Consider the following 16,240-nt stretch of genomic DNA (forward strand, 5'->3'; position numbering starts at 1 on the left):
TTGAGTTGGAATAACTAATATCTGCTTTTATCTGCTTTCTCATTATTATTCTTGCTGTCTGGTGAGAGTATTGAGTTTTATGTTGGCAATGAAAGTGACTCATTCTCACTAAATGATAACAATTAGTGCGCTGTTCATCGCTACAATGAACTATTTTTAGGATATATATAGGGCTATTTAGCCTAAAAAAGTGGTTATTTGTAATAAATTTGATATTTTTTACTTAAGATTTTTTGCTAATGCTCTATAGTTATGTCATTAAGTTCAGTAGGTTTTCACATATGATAGTGTTTGTAACCTTATACTGAGACTAAAATAGGGAACGATATCTTGTTTAATTCAAGGTTTCAGGTGCAGGAGTTCATTGGTGGCTAAAGCCGAGCAGATACATTTACCCGTAGATAAGCTACAGATCGGGATCACAGTAAAATTACCCCTCTCTTGGAAGAATCATCCTTTCCTGTTTAATCGTGTCGAAATTAAAGAAGAAGCGCAAATTGAGCTAATCAAGAGTTTAGGTGTTACCTATGTGATCTTGCTTTCCGGCGAAGAGATAATCGAGCAAGCCGATGCTGCACTGGTCGAAGTCGAGGAGGTCGAAGAAGTTAAGGTTGAAGTGGATCACAAGATGCTGATCCGAAAGTCATTGAGGCTCAGTCAGCAGAGGTTTATTAAATGTGTCAACGAGAGTCGCTCATCATTTAGCAAGATTGCGAGTGATCCAGAAGGTGCCTATCGTAATTCGGCCGCCCTGGTTGAAGATCTGCTCGAACATATGCATGACGTGGAAACGCCATTTCTTGCCTTGGTGAGCGCGGGTGAGAGTGATGCGAGCATCACCCAACATGGGATCTCGGTAGCGGTTGTCGCCCTGATGATTGCCAAGGCGATGGAGCTTTCTAAATCGGATATGAGAGATATCGCCTTAGGCTGCCTCTATCATGATATCGGTAAGCTTAAGGTGCCCGATCTTATTCGTCGCAAGAAGGGGCCACTAACCGAACATGAAGCTAACTTCATGAAAAAACACCCCAATTTTGGCTACGATATGCTCTATAAGACGGGCCTGTACCCTGAGATGGTCTTAAATATTATTCTGCATCATCATGAGTTTATCGATGGAACCGGGTTCCCCGATGGCTTGAAAGGAAATAAGATCCCTATAGTGACTCAGATAGTCAGTCTGGCAAATGATTATGACAGGCAACTTTGGACCGATGAACTACGCTCTCCACAGGTCGCTTTGGGCTACTTGTTTAAGAATAGGGCAGGTAAGCACGCCGAGTCACTGATTGCCGTCCTGGTTAAAATTTTAGGTATCTATCCGCCGGGTACAGTTGTAGAGCTTTCTGACCAAACCGTAGGCAAGGTCATGATGACCACCAAAGAGGTTAAGCAGCCCCAAGTCTGGGCCTGTAATGCCGACGGTAGCGAGCCGGCGTTGCGTTTTCTTACCCAGGAGGACGTGTTCGTTGAGAAGGTCTTAAAGCTTGAAGAGCTATCTGAGGGGGCTATGAGGGCTCTGCAGGCCGATATGGGCATCAGTTTCTATTTCAGTGGTGTGCCGAAATAGTGAAGATATTCGCCTTTTTTATATATGATGTTATAAATATCTAGAAATAATAATAAACGTTTAGGAAAGAGTAACCTTGAAGATTAAAACAGTCAGTATTGTGGGTTGTGGATGGTTGGGATTACCGCTGGCACAGGCATTAGTTAAACAGGGTTATATTGTTAGCGGTAGCAAGCGCTCGATGGAAGCGGCGGCAGCGTTAACTCATGAAGGTATTGCAGGCTTTAGTCTGGATCTCGATAAGCAGCAATTCAATGGGAGTGTGATTGGAGAGTGTGAGCCTGGATTCGATGAATCGACGTTAGCTATGCTACATCAAAGGCTTCATACCCATGCCATCATCATCAATATTCCTCCTGCAATTGTAAAATCTCCCGGTGCTTACCAGCAACGTTTGAGTTTCCTCAAGCGCCTGATGGCTCAGCATGAGTATATGAGGATCATCTTTGTCAGCACCACGGGGGTCTACCCTTCCTCAGAAAAGCCCGTAAGAGAAAGTGATGCTACGCCGCACTCGCCATCGAGTGAGGTTTTGCTTGAGGCGGAGAATCTGTTCAGCGAGCAGCCTAACAGCTGCGTTATCCGGTTTGCCGGTTTAGTCGGGCCGGGACGACATCCGGGGCGCTTCTTGGCGGGAAAACAAAATTTACCTGGTCGAGAGTCACCGGTTAATCTGGTGCATTTGGACGACTGCATCGGCGCCGTGTCTTGTCTGTTATCGGGTAACTCTCTATCCCCCGTTTATAATATTTGTGCGAATCAACATCCTGGCCGGGAAGCCTTCTATTCGGCGGCGGCTAAAGACTTATCTCTCGAGGTGCCGACATTCAGCGAGGAGTCGCAAGTCGGGCAAGTCGGTAAGTGCATCGACGGCACTAAAATTTCTACAGAATTAGGCTTTCAATATCGCTATAACGACCCTTTAGCTATGCTTGGTGAATGTAACTAATCTGAACTTAGCTATTAATTTAGGTATTAACTCAGGAATTAACTTAGGAAGAGACGATGAATTTTTTAAAGTGGCCTTTAACCACATTACTGCTTTTCGTTGCTGCCAATACGATGATGTTCAACAGAGTAGAGGCCCAGAGCTTTGTCGAAGGGGTCGACTATGTGCAAGTCAGAGGGATCCCCGAGGCTAAGTCTCCTATTGTCAGAGAGTTTTTCTCATATAATTGTGGTCATTGCTACCGTCAGGATCCTTTGTTCGAGAAAACGGTCGAGCTCCTCGGTGACAAGATGGAGTTTAGCAGAACCCCTATCGGTGCCGGTCGCCCGAGTTGGATCTTAAGCCAGGAAGCCTACTACCTGGCTCAAAAGTTTAAATTAACGCCGCAGGTTCATGGCAATATTTTTAGACGTATACATGAGAAGGAGGGGGCGTTTACACGTCCTGAGCAATTAAGAGATTATTTCGTGCAGCAAGGCGTCAGTGCCGACAAGGTTGAGAAAGCGATGAGTTCGGCCGATGCCAGTCTTGCCATCTCTAATTATGACACTCAGGCTCAGTTGGCCGGAATTCGTGGCGTACCATCGTTATTAGTTAATGGTCGATACCTGATCAAGTCTAAGCATCGCACGGCCGAGGAGTTGGCCGAGTTGGTGAGCTATCTGTCGTCGCTGGAAGCCGAAAACTAAGATCCTCTGCTCACCTTGCTATGGATGATAAAGAGTCAAAGCCCGCATTTAGCGGGCTTTTTAGTTATTGTCAGGCCAGATAACCGTCTAAGAATAATGGCTTCTACTTTTAATTTGCGCAAACGCCCACTCTATTCTGTCATCGATCACTAACCAACATAACTTAGTCCGCTATGCCTTAAAAACTGGCATAAACGTGTGCTAATCCAAGGTCTAAAAGAAAGTGGATAATCAGTATCTATTACTGCATGTTTAATACCAATCGGTATAAGAACGTGGTCAACTCAGAGTTATTTTTGGCTGCATAATTCAAGGCGAAAGAGTGAGGGAATGGTGATCCCTTTTGAACTCATTCAACACAGAAGTAGGCTGCCAAAAACACTCCTGAAAGGCGAGTTTTAGCGCTTGCGATACAGCGTTAACGAGCTTAAACGTAGAATAACTATGTTCTTCACTCGTTGCCTTGCCTCACAAGCGCTAAACTCTCGCTGAGTAACCACACCTTTATACCGATTGGTATTATTAGCCAGCCACACCGCAATTGTTGAGCTATATTTAACTCAAGCCAACGGAGGGCTATCTTGTGAATAAGATGATGCATGAAGAGCAAATGGATTTAATTCATAGCAGTGATTTTGAGCTGGAACAAGTATTAGAAACCCTGCAAACACTCAAACCTGATGAGCGTTCCGATTTTATCAAGCGCTGGCCATCGTCCCTACAAAGCCTATGTGAGCTGATGCGGGTCACCTTAGAGGGACAAAAGGTACGCAATGCACTGGCCATCAGCGAAGCCTTAGCCACCACATTAAGCATTTACCTTGGTGACCGTGTTCTCTATATCCCCAACGGCGAACCCCTCAAAGACGTCCTACGTGATATCCGTATCTGGCGCGAATTTGAAGGTGATAATCTGGAGCAGTTATCTCGTGAATATGGGCTCTCCGAGCGAAGAATCAATCTGATTATTGCCGAACAGCGAGCCGCGTTTGTAGCGAGAAAGCTGCGACGATTAATTTGATATATCGCAATGAACAAAAATAAAACCGGTGAGCGAACCGATAGCATTCTCACCGAATCAGGTACGCTTGCCGATATGCTACATTACAAGCTCACCAAGCCTGAATCTAACCAGAGCCCAAGCCGCTTAGTTGAGAATTTATAGCCCTTCAAACTCCCAAGAATGACGATTGTCTTTCCCATTTTAGGCGGCGCACTGCAAAATGTTGTTCATTATCCTCTAATTTTCCTCCTACCTTAGTCTAAGGTCTTTGAGTACTTTTGTTGCAGGTTGACGTCGGCGTCAACTTTGAAGGCGCTGTTAAATATAGGGTTTTCTGACTTTCTAAATTAAGTTGCCGCCAACGTTAGACTAAGGTCGCGATTGTTGTTGCCTCGATGCTTGGTAGATTAACTATGACTTTAATATAAAAACCAGCACAGGGGAGTCACTATGAGTTTTGAAAGTAACGAAAAGGCAGAAGGGTATTGGCGCGAGAATTTGCGTTTAGTCCTGGGGTTATTAGCAATTTGGGCAGCTGTATCATTTGGATGCGGCATCTTATTAGTCGATGTACTAAATGAAGTTCATTTCATGGGATTCAAATTAGGATTCTGGTTTGCGCAGCAGGGTGCAATGTATGTGTTCGTCGCGCTGATTTTTGTCTATGTGGCCAAGGCCAACGCATTAGACAAAAAATATGATGTTCACGAAGACTAACATTCAACCTAAGAAAGGAGCCGTGAGATGGATGTACAAACATTAACTTATTTAATCGTGGGCGTGACGTTTGCCCTATATATTGGTATCGCGATCTGGAGTAGAGCCGGAACGACCAAAGAATTTTATGTGGCAGGTGGTGGTGTTCACCCTGTGATGAACGGAATGGCGACAGCGGCAGATTGGATGTCGGCGGCGTCATTTATTTCACTGGCGGGTATCGTCTCGTTTGTTGGTTATGATGGTTCAGTTTACCTGATGGGTTGGACTGGTGGTTACGTACTGCTTGCACTGTGTATGGCACCATACCTACGTAAGTTTGGTAAGTTTACCGTGCCCGACTTTATCGGTGACCGTTACTACTCTCAGGCAGCGCGTACCGTAGCCGTTATTTGTGCCATCTTCATCTGCTTCACTTACATCGCGGGTCAGATGCGTGGTGTAGGAGTTGTATTCTCAAGGTTCCTCGAAGTTGATGTCGAAACCGGTGTTTATATAGGTATGGCCGTGGTGTTCTTCTATGCTGTGTTGGGTGGAATGAAGGGCATTACTTACACGCAAGTGGCTCAATACTGTGTACTTATCTTCGCTTTCATGGTTCCAGCTATATTTATCTCTGTCATGATGACGGGTCACATCCTGCCACAAGTTGGTTTCGGTGCTGAGCTTATCGATGCGGCGGGTAACGGTACAGGAGTGTATCTGCTCGACAAGTTAGATGGCCTATCGACCGAGCTTGGTTTTGCTCAATATACCGAAGGCTCTAAGAGCATGATTGACGTGTTCTTTATCACTGGTGCCTTGATGTTTGGTACTGCGGGTCTGCCTCATGTTATCGTACGTTTCTTCACTGTGCCTAGGGTAAAAGATGCACGTGTATCTGCGGGTTGGGCACTGGTATTCATCGCTATCATGTACACCACGATTCCTGCATTAGCGGCGTTCTCTCGTGTAAATATGATTGAGACGATTAATGGTCAGGATTCAACAGGTGTTGCGTATGAAACTGCACCGGATTGGATTAAGAACTGGGAAAAGACGGGTCTGATTAAGTGGGATGATAAAAATGCCGATGGCAAGATCTATTATGCCAAAGGCGCCGAAAGTGAGATGAAGATTGACCGTGATATCATGGTATTAGCAACGCCTGAAATTGCTAACTTACCGGCTTGGGTTATCGCACTGGTCGCAGCGGGTGGTTTAGCGGCGGCACTATCAACCTCGGCGGGTCTGTTGCTGGTTATCTCGACTTCGGTGTCTCACGACCTGTTGAAGAAGAACTTGATGCCCGATATCTCAGATAAGAAAGAGCTGATGTTCGCACGTATCGCAGCAGCCTTAGGCATTGTGATGGCGGGTTACTTCGGTATTAATCCACCGGGCTTCGTTGCGGCGGTCGTTGCGATTGCATTCGGATTGGCGGCATCGTCACTCTTCCCGGCAATCATCATGGGCATCTTCTCTAAGACGGTTAACAAAGAGGGCGCTATCTCCGGTATGGTGATTGGTCTACTGTTCACAGCCTCATATATCGTGTTCTTTAAGTTCATGAATCCGGAAATGAACAACGCCGACAACTGGTTCCTTGGGATCTCTCCCGAAGGCATTGGTATGATGGGTATGGTGGTTAACTTTGCAGTCGCCTTTGGAGTAAGTAAGGTTACGGCAGCGGTACCTCAGGATGTTGTTGATATGGTTGAGTCGATTCGTTTCCCTAAAGGGTCAGGCGAGGCGCACGATCATTAATCTTTGATTAAAAGTCTGACTAAAAGACTGATTCAAATTCTGATCTAAATTCAGAGTCAAAGTTAGATTAAAAAAGAGCGCTTCGGCGCTCTTTTTTTGCTTTACCAGATCCCAGTATCACATCTATTATGTAGGTGCAAGCTCAGGCACAATGCGGTATTAGTGCATATACTTATCTCATTACTTATTGCTCTCGCTTCTGTTTCTAGCTAAGAGCCCGCAAGGTGTGGTGGTATTTATGAGCGGCTCATTCTTGTCATTTTTATCATTCCAGTCATGTAAGCCTGCGATTAACAGACTCTTTCTTAGTGGTTTACTCTGCTCACTGCTTGTTATAACTGTATTTGACGTTCGGGCCGAGAACCTGAACCGTGGCCCCTATCTGCAAATGGGTACGCAGCAGAGCATGACGGTCAAATGGCGAACCGATGTCTCCAGCCCATCGAGTGTGACTTACGGTACAGAGCTGAATGACTTGAGTGGCACCGCATCCGGGGCAGATGGGTTGGATCATCGTGTCCTGATATCGGGTTTACAGCCCGATACCCGTTACTATTACGCTTTGCTCGATGAGTCGGGCGGCGTTCTTGCCGGCGGTGATAGCAGCCATTTTTTCTATACCTCTCCAAACCTTGGTAACACTGAGCTTACCCGTGTTTGGGTCATAGGTGATTCCGGCACCGCAGACAGTAATGCACGAGCCGTCCGAGATGCCTATTTGACGCGGACCGGAAGTGAATACACCGACCTTTGGATCATGCTGGGTGATAATGCCTATTCAACCGGCACCGACAATGAGTACCAAGCGGCGGTGTTTGATCTCTATCCCGAGCTGTTGAAGCAATCTCCGCTGTGGGCCACGTTAGGTAACCACGACGGAGCAAGTGCTGATTCAGCGTCACAGGATGGACCCTATTACGATATTTTCACCTTGCCGACAAACGGTGAAGCGGGAGGCGTTCCATCGGGAACCGAAGCGTATTACTCTTTCGATTATGGCCAGATCCACTTTATCTGCCTCGAGTCCCACGAAACAGACAGGGCAAGTAACGGTGCCATGCTGACCTGGTTGGTTAACGATCTAGAGGCGACCAGTCAGCCCTGGATCATCGCTTACTGGCATCACCCTCCCTACACTAAGGGCTCACACAACTCAGATTCTGAATCACGCTTGATAGAGATGCGTGAAAATGCGCTGCCAATTCTGGAGTCTTACGGCGTCGATCTTGTCCTATCTGGCCACAGCCACTCCTATGAACGTTCATACCTTATCGATAGTCACTATGGCAGTTCAACGACCTTCAGTGAGACGATGAAGCTGGACGGCGGTAACGGTCAGAAAACCGGAGATGGCAGCTATCAGAAAACGGTGCAGATCCAACAAGCCAATAATGGCGCCGTCTATGTGGTTGCGGGAAGCTCTGGCAAGATATCGGGCGGAGCGCTTAACCACCCGGCCATGTACGCCTCAATCAATAGGTTGGGATCGCTCATTGTCGAGGTGATAGCCAATGAGCTGACGGCCACGTTTATCGACAATACCAATGCCGTTCAGGATAAGTTCACCATCACTAAAGGGCTGGATATCCTTCCTCCTGAGCTGGTGTCGGTTGAGGCGATTGAAACGATACAGATCAGGGTTGATTTTTCAGAAAATATCACCTCTACGAGTGCAAATAATCCAGCAAATTACCAACTCGATAACGGCGCAGTGGTGCTCTGGGCCCAGCTGAGTGCAAATCAGCGAGAAGTCACCTTAACGACCTCGGCCCTGACGCCTTCACAGCTCTACACCCTGACCGTTAATGGCATCGAAGATATTTCGCTTAACACAATAGTCGCCGATACCCAGCAGACATTTACCTATATCAATCTAATCACAGTCGCATTTCAGGATGGAGTCAGTCCTGCCGCGGGTTATGCCGGTACAAGTGATGCCTATATCAGTGAGCTCAATGGTGACACTAACTATGGGGCGAGTTCGAGCCTGTTTATCGATGGTGATGATGGCGGCGGAGTCGATCTTTCGAGTCTTCTTAGATGGGATATTAGTCAAATTCCAGGTAATGCCACTGTCGAGTCGGCGGCGATCACCCTGGATGTGTTTAACCCATCGGCTAGTAGCTATGATGTTTTCGCGCTTTATTCTCCTTGGGTCGAAGGTGAAGTGACCTGGCAGCAGTATCGAGCCAGCATGGCTTGGGAGTCGGCTGGTGGACAAGGCGGGAGCGATCGAGGCTCGATTGTTCTCTCTTCAATTTCACCATCGACTGGGCTATTTACCACCAACCTCAATTTAGCGGGGATCGAGGTGGTTCAGTCCTGGGTGGATGGCGCCGTCAACAATAATGGCTTTATCATCGCAAACACCTCGGCTTCAGATGGTGCCGATTTTTATTCGAGCGAGTCGACGAGTTTCCACCCTAAATTAACACTGGTTTACTCCCTACCTGAGCCAGAGGGGGATAGCGAAGCACCGAGCCGGGTTGAAAATTTGCAACTCAGTTCAGTGACTACCGAAAGTGCGTCTATGAGCTGGAATGCGGCAACCGATAATGTCGCTGTGGCCGGCTATAAGATACTGCGTGACGATGTGATGATAGCCACATCATTGATAACGAGTTTCGATGATGGCGGTTTAACACCAGCAACAGACTATGCCTATAAGGTGATTGCTTTCGATGGTGCCAATAACGAATCCGCTCCCAGCGCGCCACTGAATGTCACTACCAATGCCATAGCGGCCTCGGTACATGTCGAGCAGATAGCCATGGCTATCGAGTCGGTGAATCGGAAAAAGCTCAGAGCACAGGCTGAGGTCTGGGTTGTCGATAATATGGGCTCAGGTATCGGTAACGTCGCGGTGCAGGGCGGTTGGACAGGCCTGTCGACACAGTCTGTGTCTGGTGTGACATCGGGTGAGGGCAAGGTCAGCTTCAGCTCGGGCAACGCAAACAAGAACAGCAGTGGTCAATTTATCTTCACCGTTAACTCCCTGAGTCTCACTGGCTACACCTACCTCGAGAGTGACAACATTGAGACCAGTGACTGTATTTACCCCGATGCCACAGCCTGTGATGGCATCAGTGCGCCAACGGATCTCAGTGCCAGCTTCAATGGCACTCATGTTGAGCTTAGCTGGTCAGGTGTGGCTCAGGCGACTAGCTATAACATCTACCGTTCACTCGATTCTGGCGGCTATAACTCGCCCGTTCAATCGTTCGTGACGAATTATCTCGATAGTCCGGTAGCGCCTGATACCCGCTATTACTATGTTATATCGGCCAGCGATGGTGTCGAGGAGTCGGCTGTTTCACAAGAGGTCTCCGTGACGACGACTATCTCTGCACCTACGGAATTACAGGCCGATGATGTCTCTCTATCTCTTAAGAGGAAGGGGCGCAGCTACGATATTACGGCTCAGGTCTCTGTGATAGATGATTCGGGAAGCCCGGCAGCGAACGCCGAGGTGAGCGGCAACTGGACCTTAGTCAATGGTACACCGCAGATGGTATCGGGGACGACGGGGGCAAACGGCTCTGTCAGTTTGAAGTTATCTAAGGTGGCGGCTCAAAGCGGCGACGTTTTCTCTTTTACCGTCACCAATATTGAGCGGGGAGGCGATAGCTTCGATGGCGAGATGACCTCTGGCTCTGTGATTGTGCCCTAGCCATGAGAGTCTTCTATAAGATAATAATCTTATTCCTGACACTGAATTGTCCAGGCGTATCTATGGCGCATGTAGAGGTCGACTTACGTGTGCAACACTATGACGACTTGCTCTTATCACAGACAGATGATGCTCATCTGTATCTGCAGCGAGGAGAGCTGCACGGTGAAAACCGGCATTGGGAGTTGGCCTGGCGTGATTTTCAAAGTGCCCTTAAGAACACCCATGATGATAATTTACGTTTGGATATCTGGTTTTATATGGGGCGCATGCGACTACAGGCGGGGATGCCGGATGAGGCGAAAATCTTGCTATCTAAGGTGATAGCGTTAGATCCCAGATATAAGTCGGCCAGATTGAATCTCGCTAGAACCTATTTAGCGCTGGAAGAGTACGATTTGGCGACCGATGAGATGGATAGTTTTATGAGCCTGTTAAACAGGCCCACGCCGGATCAGTTTATTGAGCGTGCGATGATGGCCAAGTCGATAGAGATCGAGGGGCTTAGCAAGGCCATTGAGGGGCTCAACGATGGAATTGACAGGCTCGGCCCGATCGTCACCTTAATAGAGCTTCTGGTCGACAGCTACCTTGAGCAAGACGAAACTCAATTGGCGCTCTCGGCCATCGAACGCTTGCCAGGCAGTGTCAAAGCTCTGCCTCGTTGGCAACTCAAGAAAGGAGATATCTACTATCTGCAGATGCGCTTTGTTGACGCACAAGCAGCCTATCAAAATGGCCTGAACACGATAAATACTATGCCGACTCATCGTCAATTGATGCCCGCCGTACAGGCATTAAAAAATCAGCTTGAGGGCAAGTTGATCTACTGAGTTCGGATTTTTTATCGGTAAGTACTTTCAACCGGGCCGCATCACTATTTATTAAGGCGGCGATAAGAGAGTGATAAGGCGATGCAGTAGATGTCAGTATCAATAGATGGCAAAATCGAAGAGAGGTTATCGCTAAGCGACGTAAATGAGCACTTTGAGTCGGAGCGGATATACTAAGGATAGGTAAACTTAATCCAGGATGGTTAATAAGTTATGGCTAGTTCAGTAATCAAGCAGATTCCCAATATGTTGACGACATTGCGCCTGATCTTGGCTATACCTATCTGCCTGATGATCCTGAATGAAGACTATGGCAGCGTGATATGGATTGCATTTATTGCCGGACTCAGTGACGGCGTCGATGGCTTCTTAGCCCGTAAATTAAATGCCGTCAGTCGTTACGGTGCGATTGTCGATCCTATTTCCGATAAAGTATTACTGGTCAGTGTGTATGTCTCTTTTGCGATTGTGGGCCTGCTGCCATGGTGGGTGGCCACGGTCGTCGTGATAAGAGATCTCTTAATCGTCTGCGGCGCCCTTCTCTATCACTGGCAGTTTGGCCGTTATGAGATAGCCCCGAGTATCTGGGGAAAGGCGAGTACGTTCGTGCAGATAACCTTTGCCCTGATGCTATTAACCGATCAGGTTTACCCGTTCCTTACCCCGCTGAGTTTTCAAGTTGGTATGTGGTCACTGATCGTGATGGCCTTTATCAGCGGAGGACACTATTTCTATGTATGGAGCCATAAAGCGTTAGCCTGATGTCTATCTACCAATTAAGTACAGTTTTATAAAGGGAGTTGCAAATGATAAGGATATTATTTTGTTTCCTATTATTGCCAGTTAATATTTTTGCGTCGGTTCTCGATGATGACGAGGCGTCCATAATAGATGAAAAAAGTGGGCATCAGTCTCTCGAAGGCATAGATTCAAATCATAATGGAGTGAGAGATGATTTTGAGGAATTTATCGCCAAGCAATATACCGATCCTAATTTACGTCAGCTTGGCTATAATGCTGGCAGGCTTTACTGGTCACTATTTGTTCTAGGTTCTACGCAGAAAAGCCCCAAACAAGCCGAGGCTGTTTTCAATGATATGTCTGTTGAAAATGCGGCATCCCTGTGCGATTTACTTATAGCGCTGCGGGTCTGCGTACGGAAAGTGAGGCATTTCCGAGAGAACTTTAATGGTTATCAGTATAAATATTTCAATACGTTTGAGCGACTTGAGACATATTATCGAGCTCAGAATCGACTCTATGAATTGCTGGGTGATGACTATGAGCCTACCGTATCGAATACCCCCTGCTTACAAGTCATAAACTATTCTTTTTGATTGTTAGTTAATAACAGGGTTTTATTGCTCTCTCAAGTGTCCAAGCCTAGGTGAGTGTAATCTAATGAGTGTTATGACTGCGCCATAAGTCGAATACCTGTACCTTTTTGAATTAGGTATAGTTTTACTATCAGTATCTACCTCCGCTTTTCTGGTGACAGTCTATGGATGCAAGTGAACTTCAACCCATTACCGAGTTTATTAAGGCTCAGGTGCCTTTCGATACTCTTGAGCTCGCGACACTCGAACGTTGCTGTAAAAGCCTGAGCGTCGGCTACTACAGTAAATTATCTGCGTTTGTGCCGCTCGATGAGAGTCACCCTCAGCTCTATATCGTACGCAGCGGCGCTTTCGAGGTGAGAGATAATGATGGCGAGTTGCTGGACAGGTTAGGCGAGGGGGATTACTTCGGCTTTCCCTCCCTGTTATCCGGTGAAAAGGTGAGTAACCGGGTTCGGATCCTCGAAGATGGCCTGGTGTATCACCTGGATCCCGACACCTTCGATTACCTGCGTGTAGAGAGTCGGCAATTCGATCGCTTTTTTAACCGCGCCTTCGCTAAACGCCTGCGTCATCAGACCCGTTTCAAGGCCAAAGAGCTAACCACCACCAATCGGGTCAGCTCATTGATGTCAGGCGACCCTCTGGTTATCGACGTTAATGCGACGGTGAGTGATGCCGCCCGAAAAATGCGCTCGGCGCGGGTCTCATCGGTCTTAGTGATAGATAATAACAAGCTTAGCGGGATCTTGACTGACAGAGACTTGAGAAACAGAGTCTTAGCGGAAGGGTTAGAGGGAAGTCTGCCCGTTCATCAGGCCATGACGACAAAGCCCAAGACCCTGACATCAAACTCGCTGGTATTTGAAGCCATGTTGTTGATGAGTGAGCATAGTATTCATCATCTGCCCATCGTTGACGATGAGCGCGCCGTGGGGGTATTGACCAGCACCGACATCTTACGTGGCCAAAGCTCACAACCTTTGCTTTTGATCGGTGAGATAGAGCGTCAAAATGATCTTGAAAGCTTAATCGGTGTCAGTAAGCAGATCCCGCTCTTGTTGCAGAATCTGATCAGCGCCGATGCCAGAGCCGAGGAGATTGGCCGGGTACTGACCTCGGTAACCGATGCCTTGACCCGACGCCTCATCGTCTTAAACCAACAGATCCTGGGAGAAGCCCCCATGGCCTTCTGCTGGTTGGCATTCGGTTCTCAGGGACGGCAAGATCAGGCGGCATGTTCGGATCAGGACAACGGTTTGTTGCTCGCTCATGAACCCGATGAGGCGGCTGCCGGCTATTTTGAAGCCTTGACCAAGGCGGTATGTAACGGCCTGGACAGATGTGGTTATATCTATTGTCCCGGCGATATCATGGCGCAGAATCCTAAGTGGCGCCTGACCCTATCTCAATGGCAACAGCGCTTCGGTAAGTGGGTGAATACTCCGGAGCCTAAGGCGTTAATGCATGCGAGTATCTTCTTCGATATGCGCTCTGTCTACGGACCGAGCTCTCTGTTTGATAGCCTGCAGGACAAGGTGTTAGCGGAAACTAAAGACAATGATATCTTCCTTGCCGGAATGACCAATAACTCATTGCTGGAGTCGCCGCCGTTAGGGTTTTTCAAACAGTTTGTGCTTGAACGCGACGGACGAGAGGTGAAGGGGATCGATCTGAAACACAAGGGCAATGCCTTGATTAATGATATTGCCCGGGTTTATGCGCTGTCGGCCGGCATTAAAGAGGTGAATACGGCGAAACGTATTCGAGCATTAATGGAGAGCAATATCATTAATCGTAAAGATGCACTGAATCTCGCCGATGCCCATGAATTTATCGCCCATATGCGTCTATCCAATCAAGGTTATCAGTACACTCACTCGATAGAACTGTCTAATTACCTGAAACCACAGAATCTCTCCTCACTGGTGCGTCATCAGTTACGGGATGCATTTAAGGTGGTGCATGATGCTCAGGCCGGGATAAAGCTTAAATTTACGAGGACCTTTTAGGTGATGGGATTCGTTCTGCGCTCGCAACTGTGCTGGCGCGCCTTTGTGAGTCGTTCCGATGTGACTAAACAGTACTACCGCTCTCAAATGCCTGCCGTTAGTCAGGTATTTTCTGAGGCATCTCTAATGGCCGTCGATCTTGAAATGACAGGGTTAGATACGCATAGCGATCAGATACTGAGCATAGGGTTAATTCCCATAGAGAAAGGCCTGTTGCAACTGAATCGTGCAGAACAGCGGTTGATTCAGATAAATGGCAGTGTCGGGCACAGTGCAACCATACACGGTATCGTCGACCATCAGCTACAAGCAGGTGTCTCTCTCGATTCTGCTATTGAATGGTTCATGGAGCGTACCAGAGGAAAATTGTTGGTTGCTCATCATTCGCCATTGGATTTAGGCTTTTTACAGGTGGCAATTAAACAGGTGACGGGGGAGTCGATAAAGTTGCTGGCGATCGATACCCTAGCGATTGAACGTAAACGTTTACTTCGTAAACAAGATGTATTGAAAGAGGGAACATTGCGATTGGGAGCATGTCGGGCCCGATATGGTCTACCTGTCTATGCGGCCCATAATGCTTTGGTCGATGCGCTTGCCTGTGGTGAGCTCTTGTTAGCTCAAGCATCTGCGATGGGAGACACTCAAAAGCTGACCATAGGTGAACTTCTGTCTGTTAAGTAAAAAATCTGCGTTGTTTTAGGTTACCGCAATTAAGTCTGGTTACACTTTTGACATTCACAAGTGCTATCGGAGCCATTAATGTGAAGGCTGACATGAACTTTGGCATCGCAGGAGTACAACAGATGGCATTACCCTTAATCTGGCTTGGCGGGGCAACCTTAGGTGCAGTGATGTTGGCTGACAGACGAGAGAAACGGCATCAACTGGAGCATGATCGCCGCATGGGGAAGGCCCCCTCGATGCCTGAGGATGGTCAGCATGTCGCACTGAAGCCGAGCCTGTGGCATCCGGGTCATAAACAGGTGAAGCCACAACCCGGCGCCATTATCTGCTGCTTCGTCTATGGCATGATTGAACACACAGGGATCTGGCTCGATGACCATATTCTTATCGAACTTCATGGTAGCGGATTAATCCGAGCCGTCTCAACTAACCGCTTTCTGGCGGGCAGAACCGGGACCAAGATCTATATCGCCTGTAGCCATGATCATCAACCACTCATCGATGCCGGTGTACTCGAGCGCGCCGAAGCAGCCATTTTTCAATATCGGGAATATGACCTGTTCGACAATAACTGCCATCGTTTTGTCTGGTCGTGTTTAATACCAATCGGTATAAAGATGTGATCGCTCAGCGAGAATTTAGCGCTTCTGAGGCAAGGCAGCGAGTGAGGAACATAGTTATTCTACGTTTAAGCTCGTTAACACAGCATCGGATGCGCTAAAACTCGCCTTTCAGGAGTGTTTTTGGCTGCCTACTTCTGTGTTGAATGACTTCAGAAGGGATCACCATTCCCTCATTCATTCGCCTTGAATTAGTTTGCCAAAAAAACTCTGAGTAGATCACTTTCTTATACCGACTGGTATAGTTGGGCTCGAGGAGTCTCTCCCAAGCTTTAATGATCTAAACCTTCGTCTGGCCGCGCATTTCAAACAGCAAATTTATTGGGATGAATTGCACCTCTAACCGTTGAGGCTATAAAATCAATCTCTGAGCACAGAGTGATATCGTACTCACACTCTATTCA

14 protein-coding genes are annotated in these 16,240 nt (G+C 47.5%); all 14 read left to right on the top strand.

The genetic code is table 11. From position 1 onward, the window contains the following. Positions 1 to 367: 367 nt before the first annotated feature. Positions 368 to 1,573, top strand: a complete 1,206-nt coding sequence (locus tag EKG38_RS16530) for an HD-GYP domain-containing protein (RefSeq protein ID WP_126521328.1) — start codon at positions 368 to 370, stop codon at positions 1,571 to 1,573. Positions 1,574 to 1,649: 76 nt separating this feature from the next. After that, positions 1,650 to 2,522 (top strand): Rossmann-fold NAD(P)-binding domain-containing protein, encoded by an 873-nt coding sequence (locus EKG38_RS16535; RefSeq protein ID WP_126521329.1) that lies wholly within the window; start codon positions 1,650 to 1,652, stop codon positions 2,520 to 2,522. A 56-nt stretch (positions 2,523 to 2,578) separates the two neighbouring features. Beyond that, a complete protein-coding gene (locus EKG38_RS16540) occupies positions 2,579 to 3,211 on the top strand; it encodes a thiol:disulfide interchange protein DsbA/DsbL (protein WP_126521330.1) in 633 nt (210 codons plus the stop codon). 592 nt (positions 3,212 to 3,803) lie between these two features. Then, positions 3,804 to 4,232 carry a Mor transcription activator family protein gene (locus tag EKG38_RS16550; protein ID WP_126521364.1) on the top strand — a complete coding sequence of 143 codons (429 nt, stop codon included), beginning with the start codon at positions 3,804 to 3,806 and terminating at the stop codon, positions 4,230 to 4,232. Positions 4,233 to 4,241: 9 nt separating this feature from the next. Next, complete coding sequence (locus EKG38_RS25370) at positions 4,242 to 4,376, top strand: hypothetical protein (protein ID WP_281277006.1); 135 nt, start codon at positions 4,242 to 4,244, stop codon at positions 4,374 to 4,376. A gap of 288 nt (positions 4,377 to 4,664) precedes the next feature. Then, positions 4,665 to 4,931 (top strand): DUF4212 domain-containing protein, encoded by a 267-nt coding sequence (locus EKG38_RS16555; protein ID WP_012142092.1) that lies wholly within the window; start codon positions 4,665 to 4,667, stop codon positions 4,929 to 4,931. Between the two features lie 27 nt (positions 4,932 to 4,958). Next, entirely contained in the window at positions 4,959 to 6,677 is a 1,719-nt protein-coding gene (locus tag EKG38_RS16560) for a sodium:solute symporter family protein (RefSeq protein WP_126521331.1), read from the top strand. A gap of 238 nt (positions 6,678 to 6,915) precedes the next feature. Then, positions 6,916 to 10,347 carry a DNRLRE domain-containing protein gene (locus tag EKG38_RS16565; RefSeq protein ID WP_126521332.1) on the top strand — a complete coding sequence of 1,144 codons (3,432 nt, stop codon included), beginning with the start codon at positions 6,916 to 6,918 and terminating at the stop codon, positions 10,345 to 10,347. A gap of 62 nt (positions 10,348 to 10,409) precedes the next feature. Then, positions 10,410 to 11,180 carry a tetratricopeptide repeat protein gene (locus EKG38_RS16570; protein WP_246033195.1) on the top strand — a complete coding sequence of 257 codons (771 nt, stop codon included), beginning with the start codon at positions 10,410 to 10,412 and terminating at the stop codon, positions 11,178 to 11,180. Positions 11,181 to 11,393: 213 nt separating this feature from the next. After that, positions 11,394 to 11,942, top strand: a complete 549-nt coding sequence (locus tag EKG38_RS16575; RefSeq protein WP_126521334.1) for a CDP-alcohol phosphatidyltransferase family protein — start codon at positions 11,394 to 11,396, stop codon at positions 11,940 to 11,942. 44 nt (positions 11,943 to 11,986) lie between these two features. After that, positions 11,987 to 12,517 (top strand): hypothetical protein, encoded by a 531-nt coding sequence (locus tag EKG38_RS16580; protein ID WP_126521335.1) that lies wholly within the window; start codon positions 11,987 to 11,989, stop codon positions 12,515 to 12,517. Positions 12,518 to 12,681: 164 nt separating this feature from the next. After that, on the top strand, positions 12,682 to 14,529 hold the full coding sequence (locus EKG38_RS16585; RefSeq protein ID WP_126521336.1) for a DUF294 nucleotidyltransferase-like domain-containing protein: 1,848 nt from the start codon (positions 12,682 to 12,684) through the stop codon (positions 14,527 to 14,529). Then, positions 14,530 to 15,213 carry an exonuclease domain-containing protein gene (locus EKG38_RS16590; protein WP_439332664.1) on the top strand — a complete coding sequence of 228 codons (684 nt, stop codon included), beginning with the start codon at positions 14,530 to 14,532 and terminating at the stop codon, positions 15,211 to 15,213. It abuts the gene before it with no gap. 122 nt (positions 15,214 to 15,335) lie between these two features. After that, positions 15,336 to 15,839 carry a C40 family peptidase gene (locus EKG38_RS16595; protein ID WP_246033200.1) on the top strand — a complete coding sequence of 168 codons (504 nt, stop codon included), beginning with the start codon at positions 15,336 to 15,338 and terminating at the stop codon, positions 15,837 to 15,839. Positions 15,840 to 16,240 lie beyond the last annotated feature (401 nt).

This window comes from Shewanella canadensis, assembly GCF_003966225.1.
GTDB lineage: Bacteria > Pseudomonadota > Gammaproteobacteria > Enterobacterales > Shewanellaceae > Shewanella > Shewanella canadensis.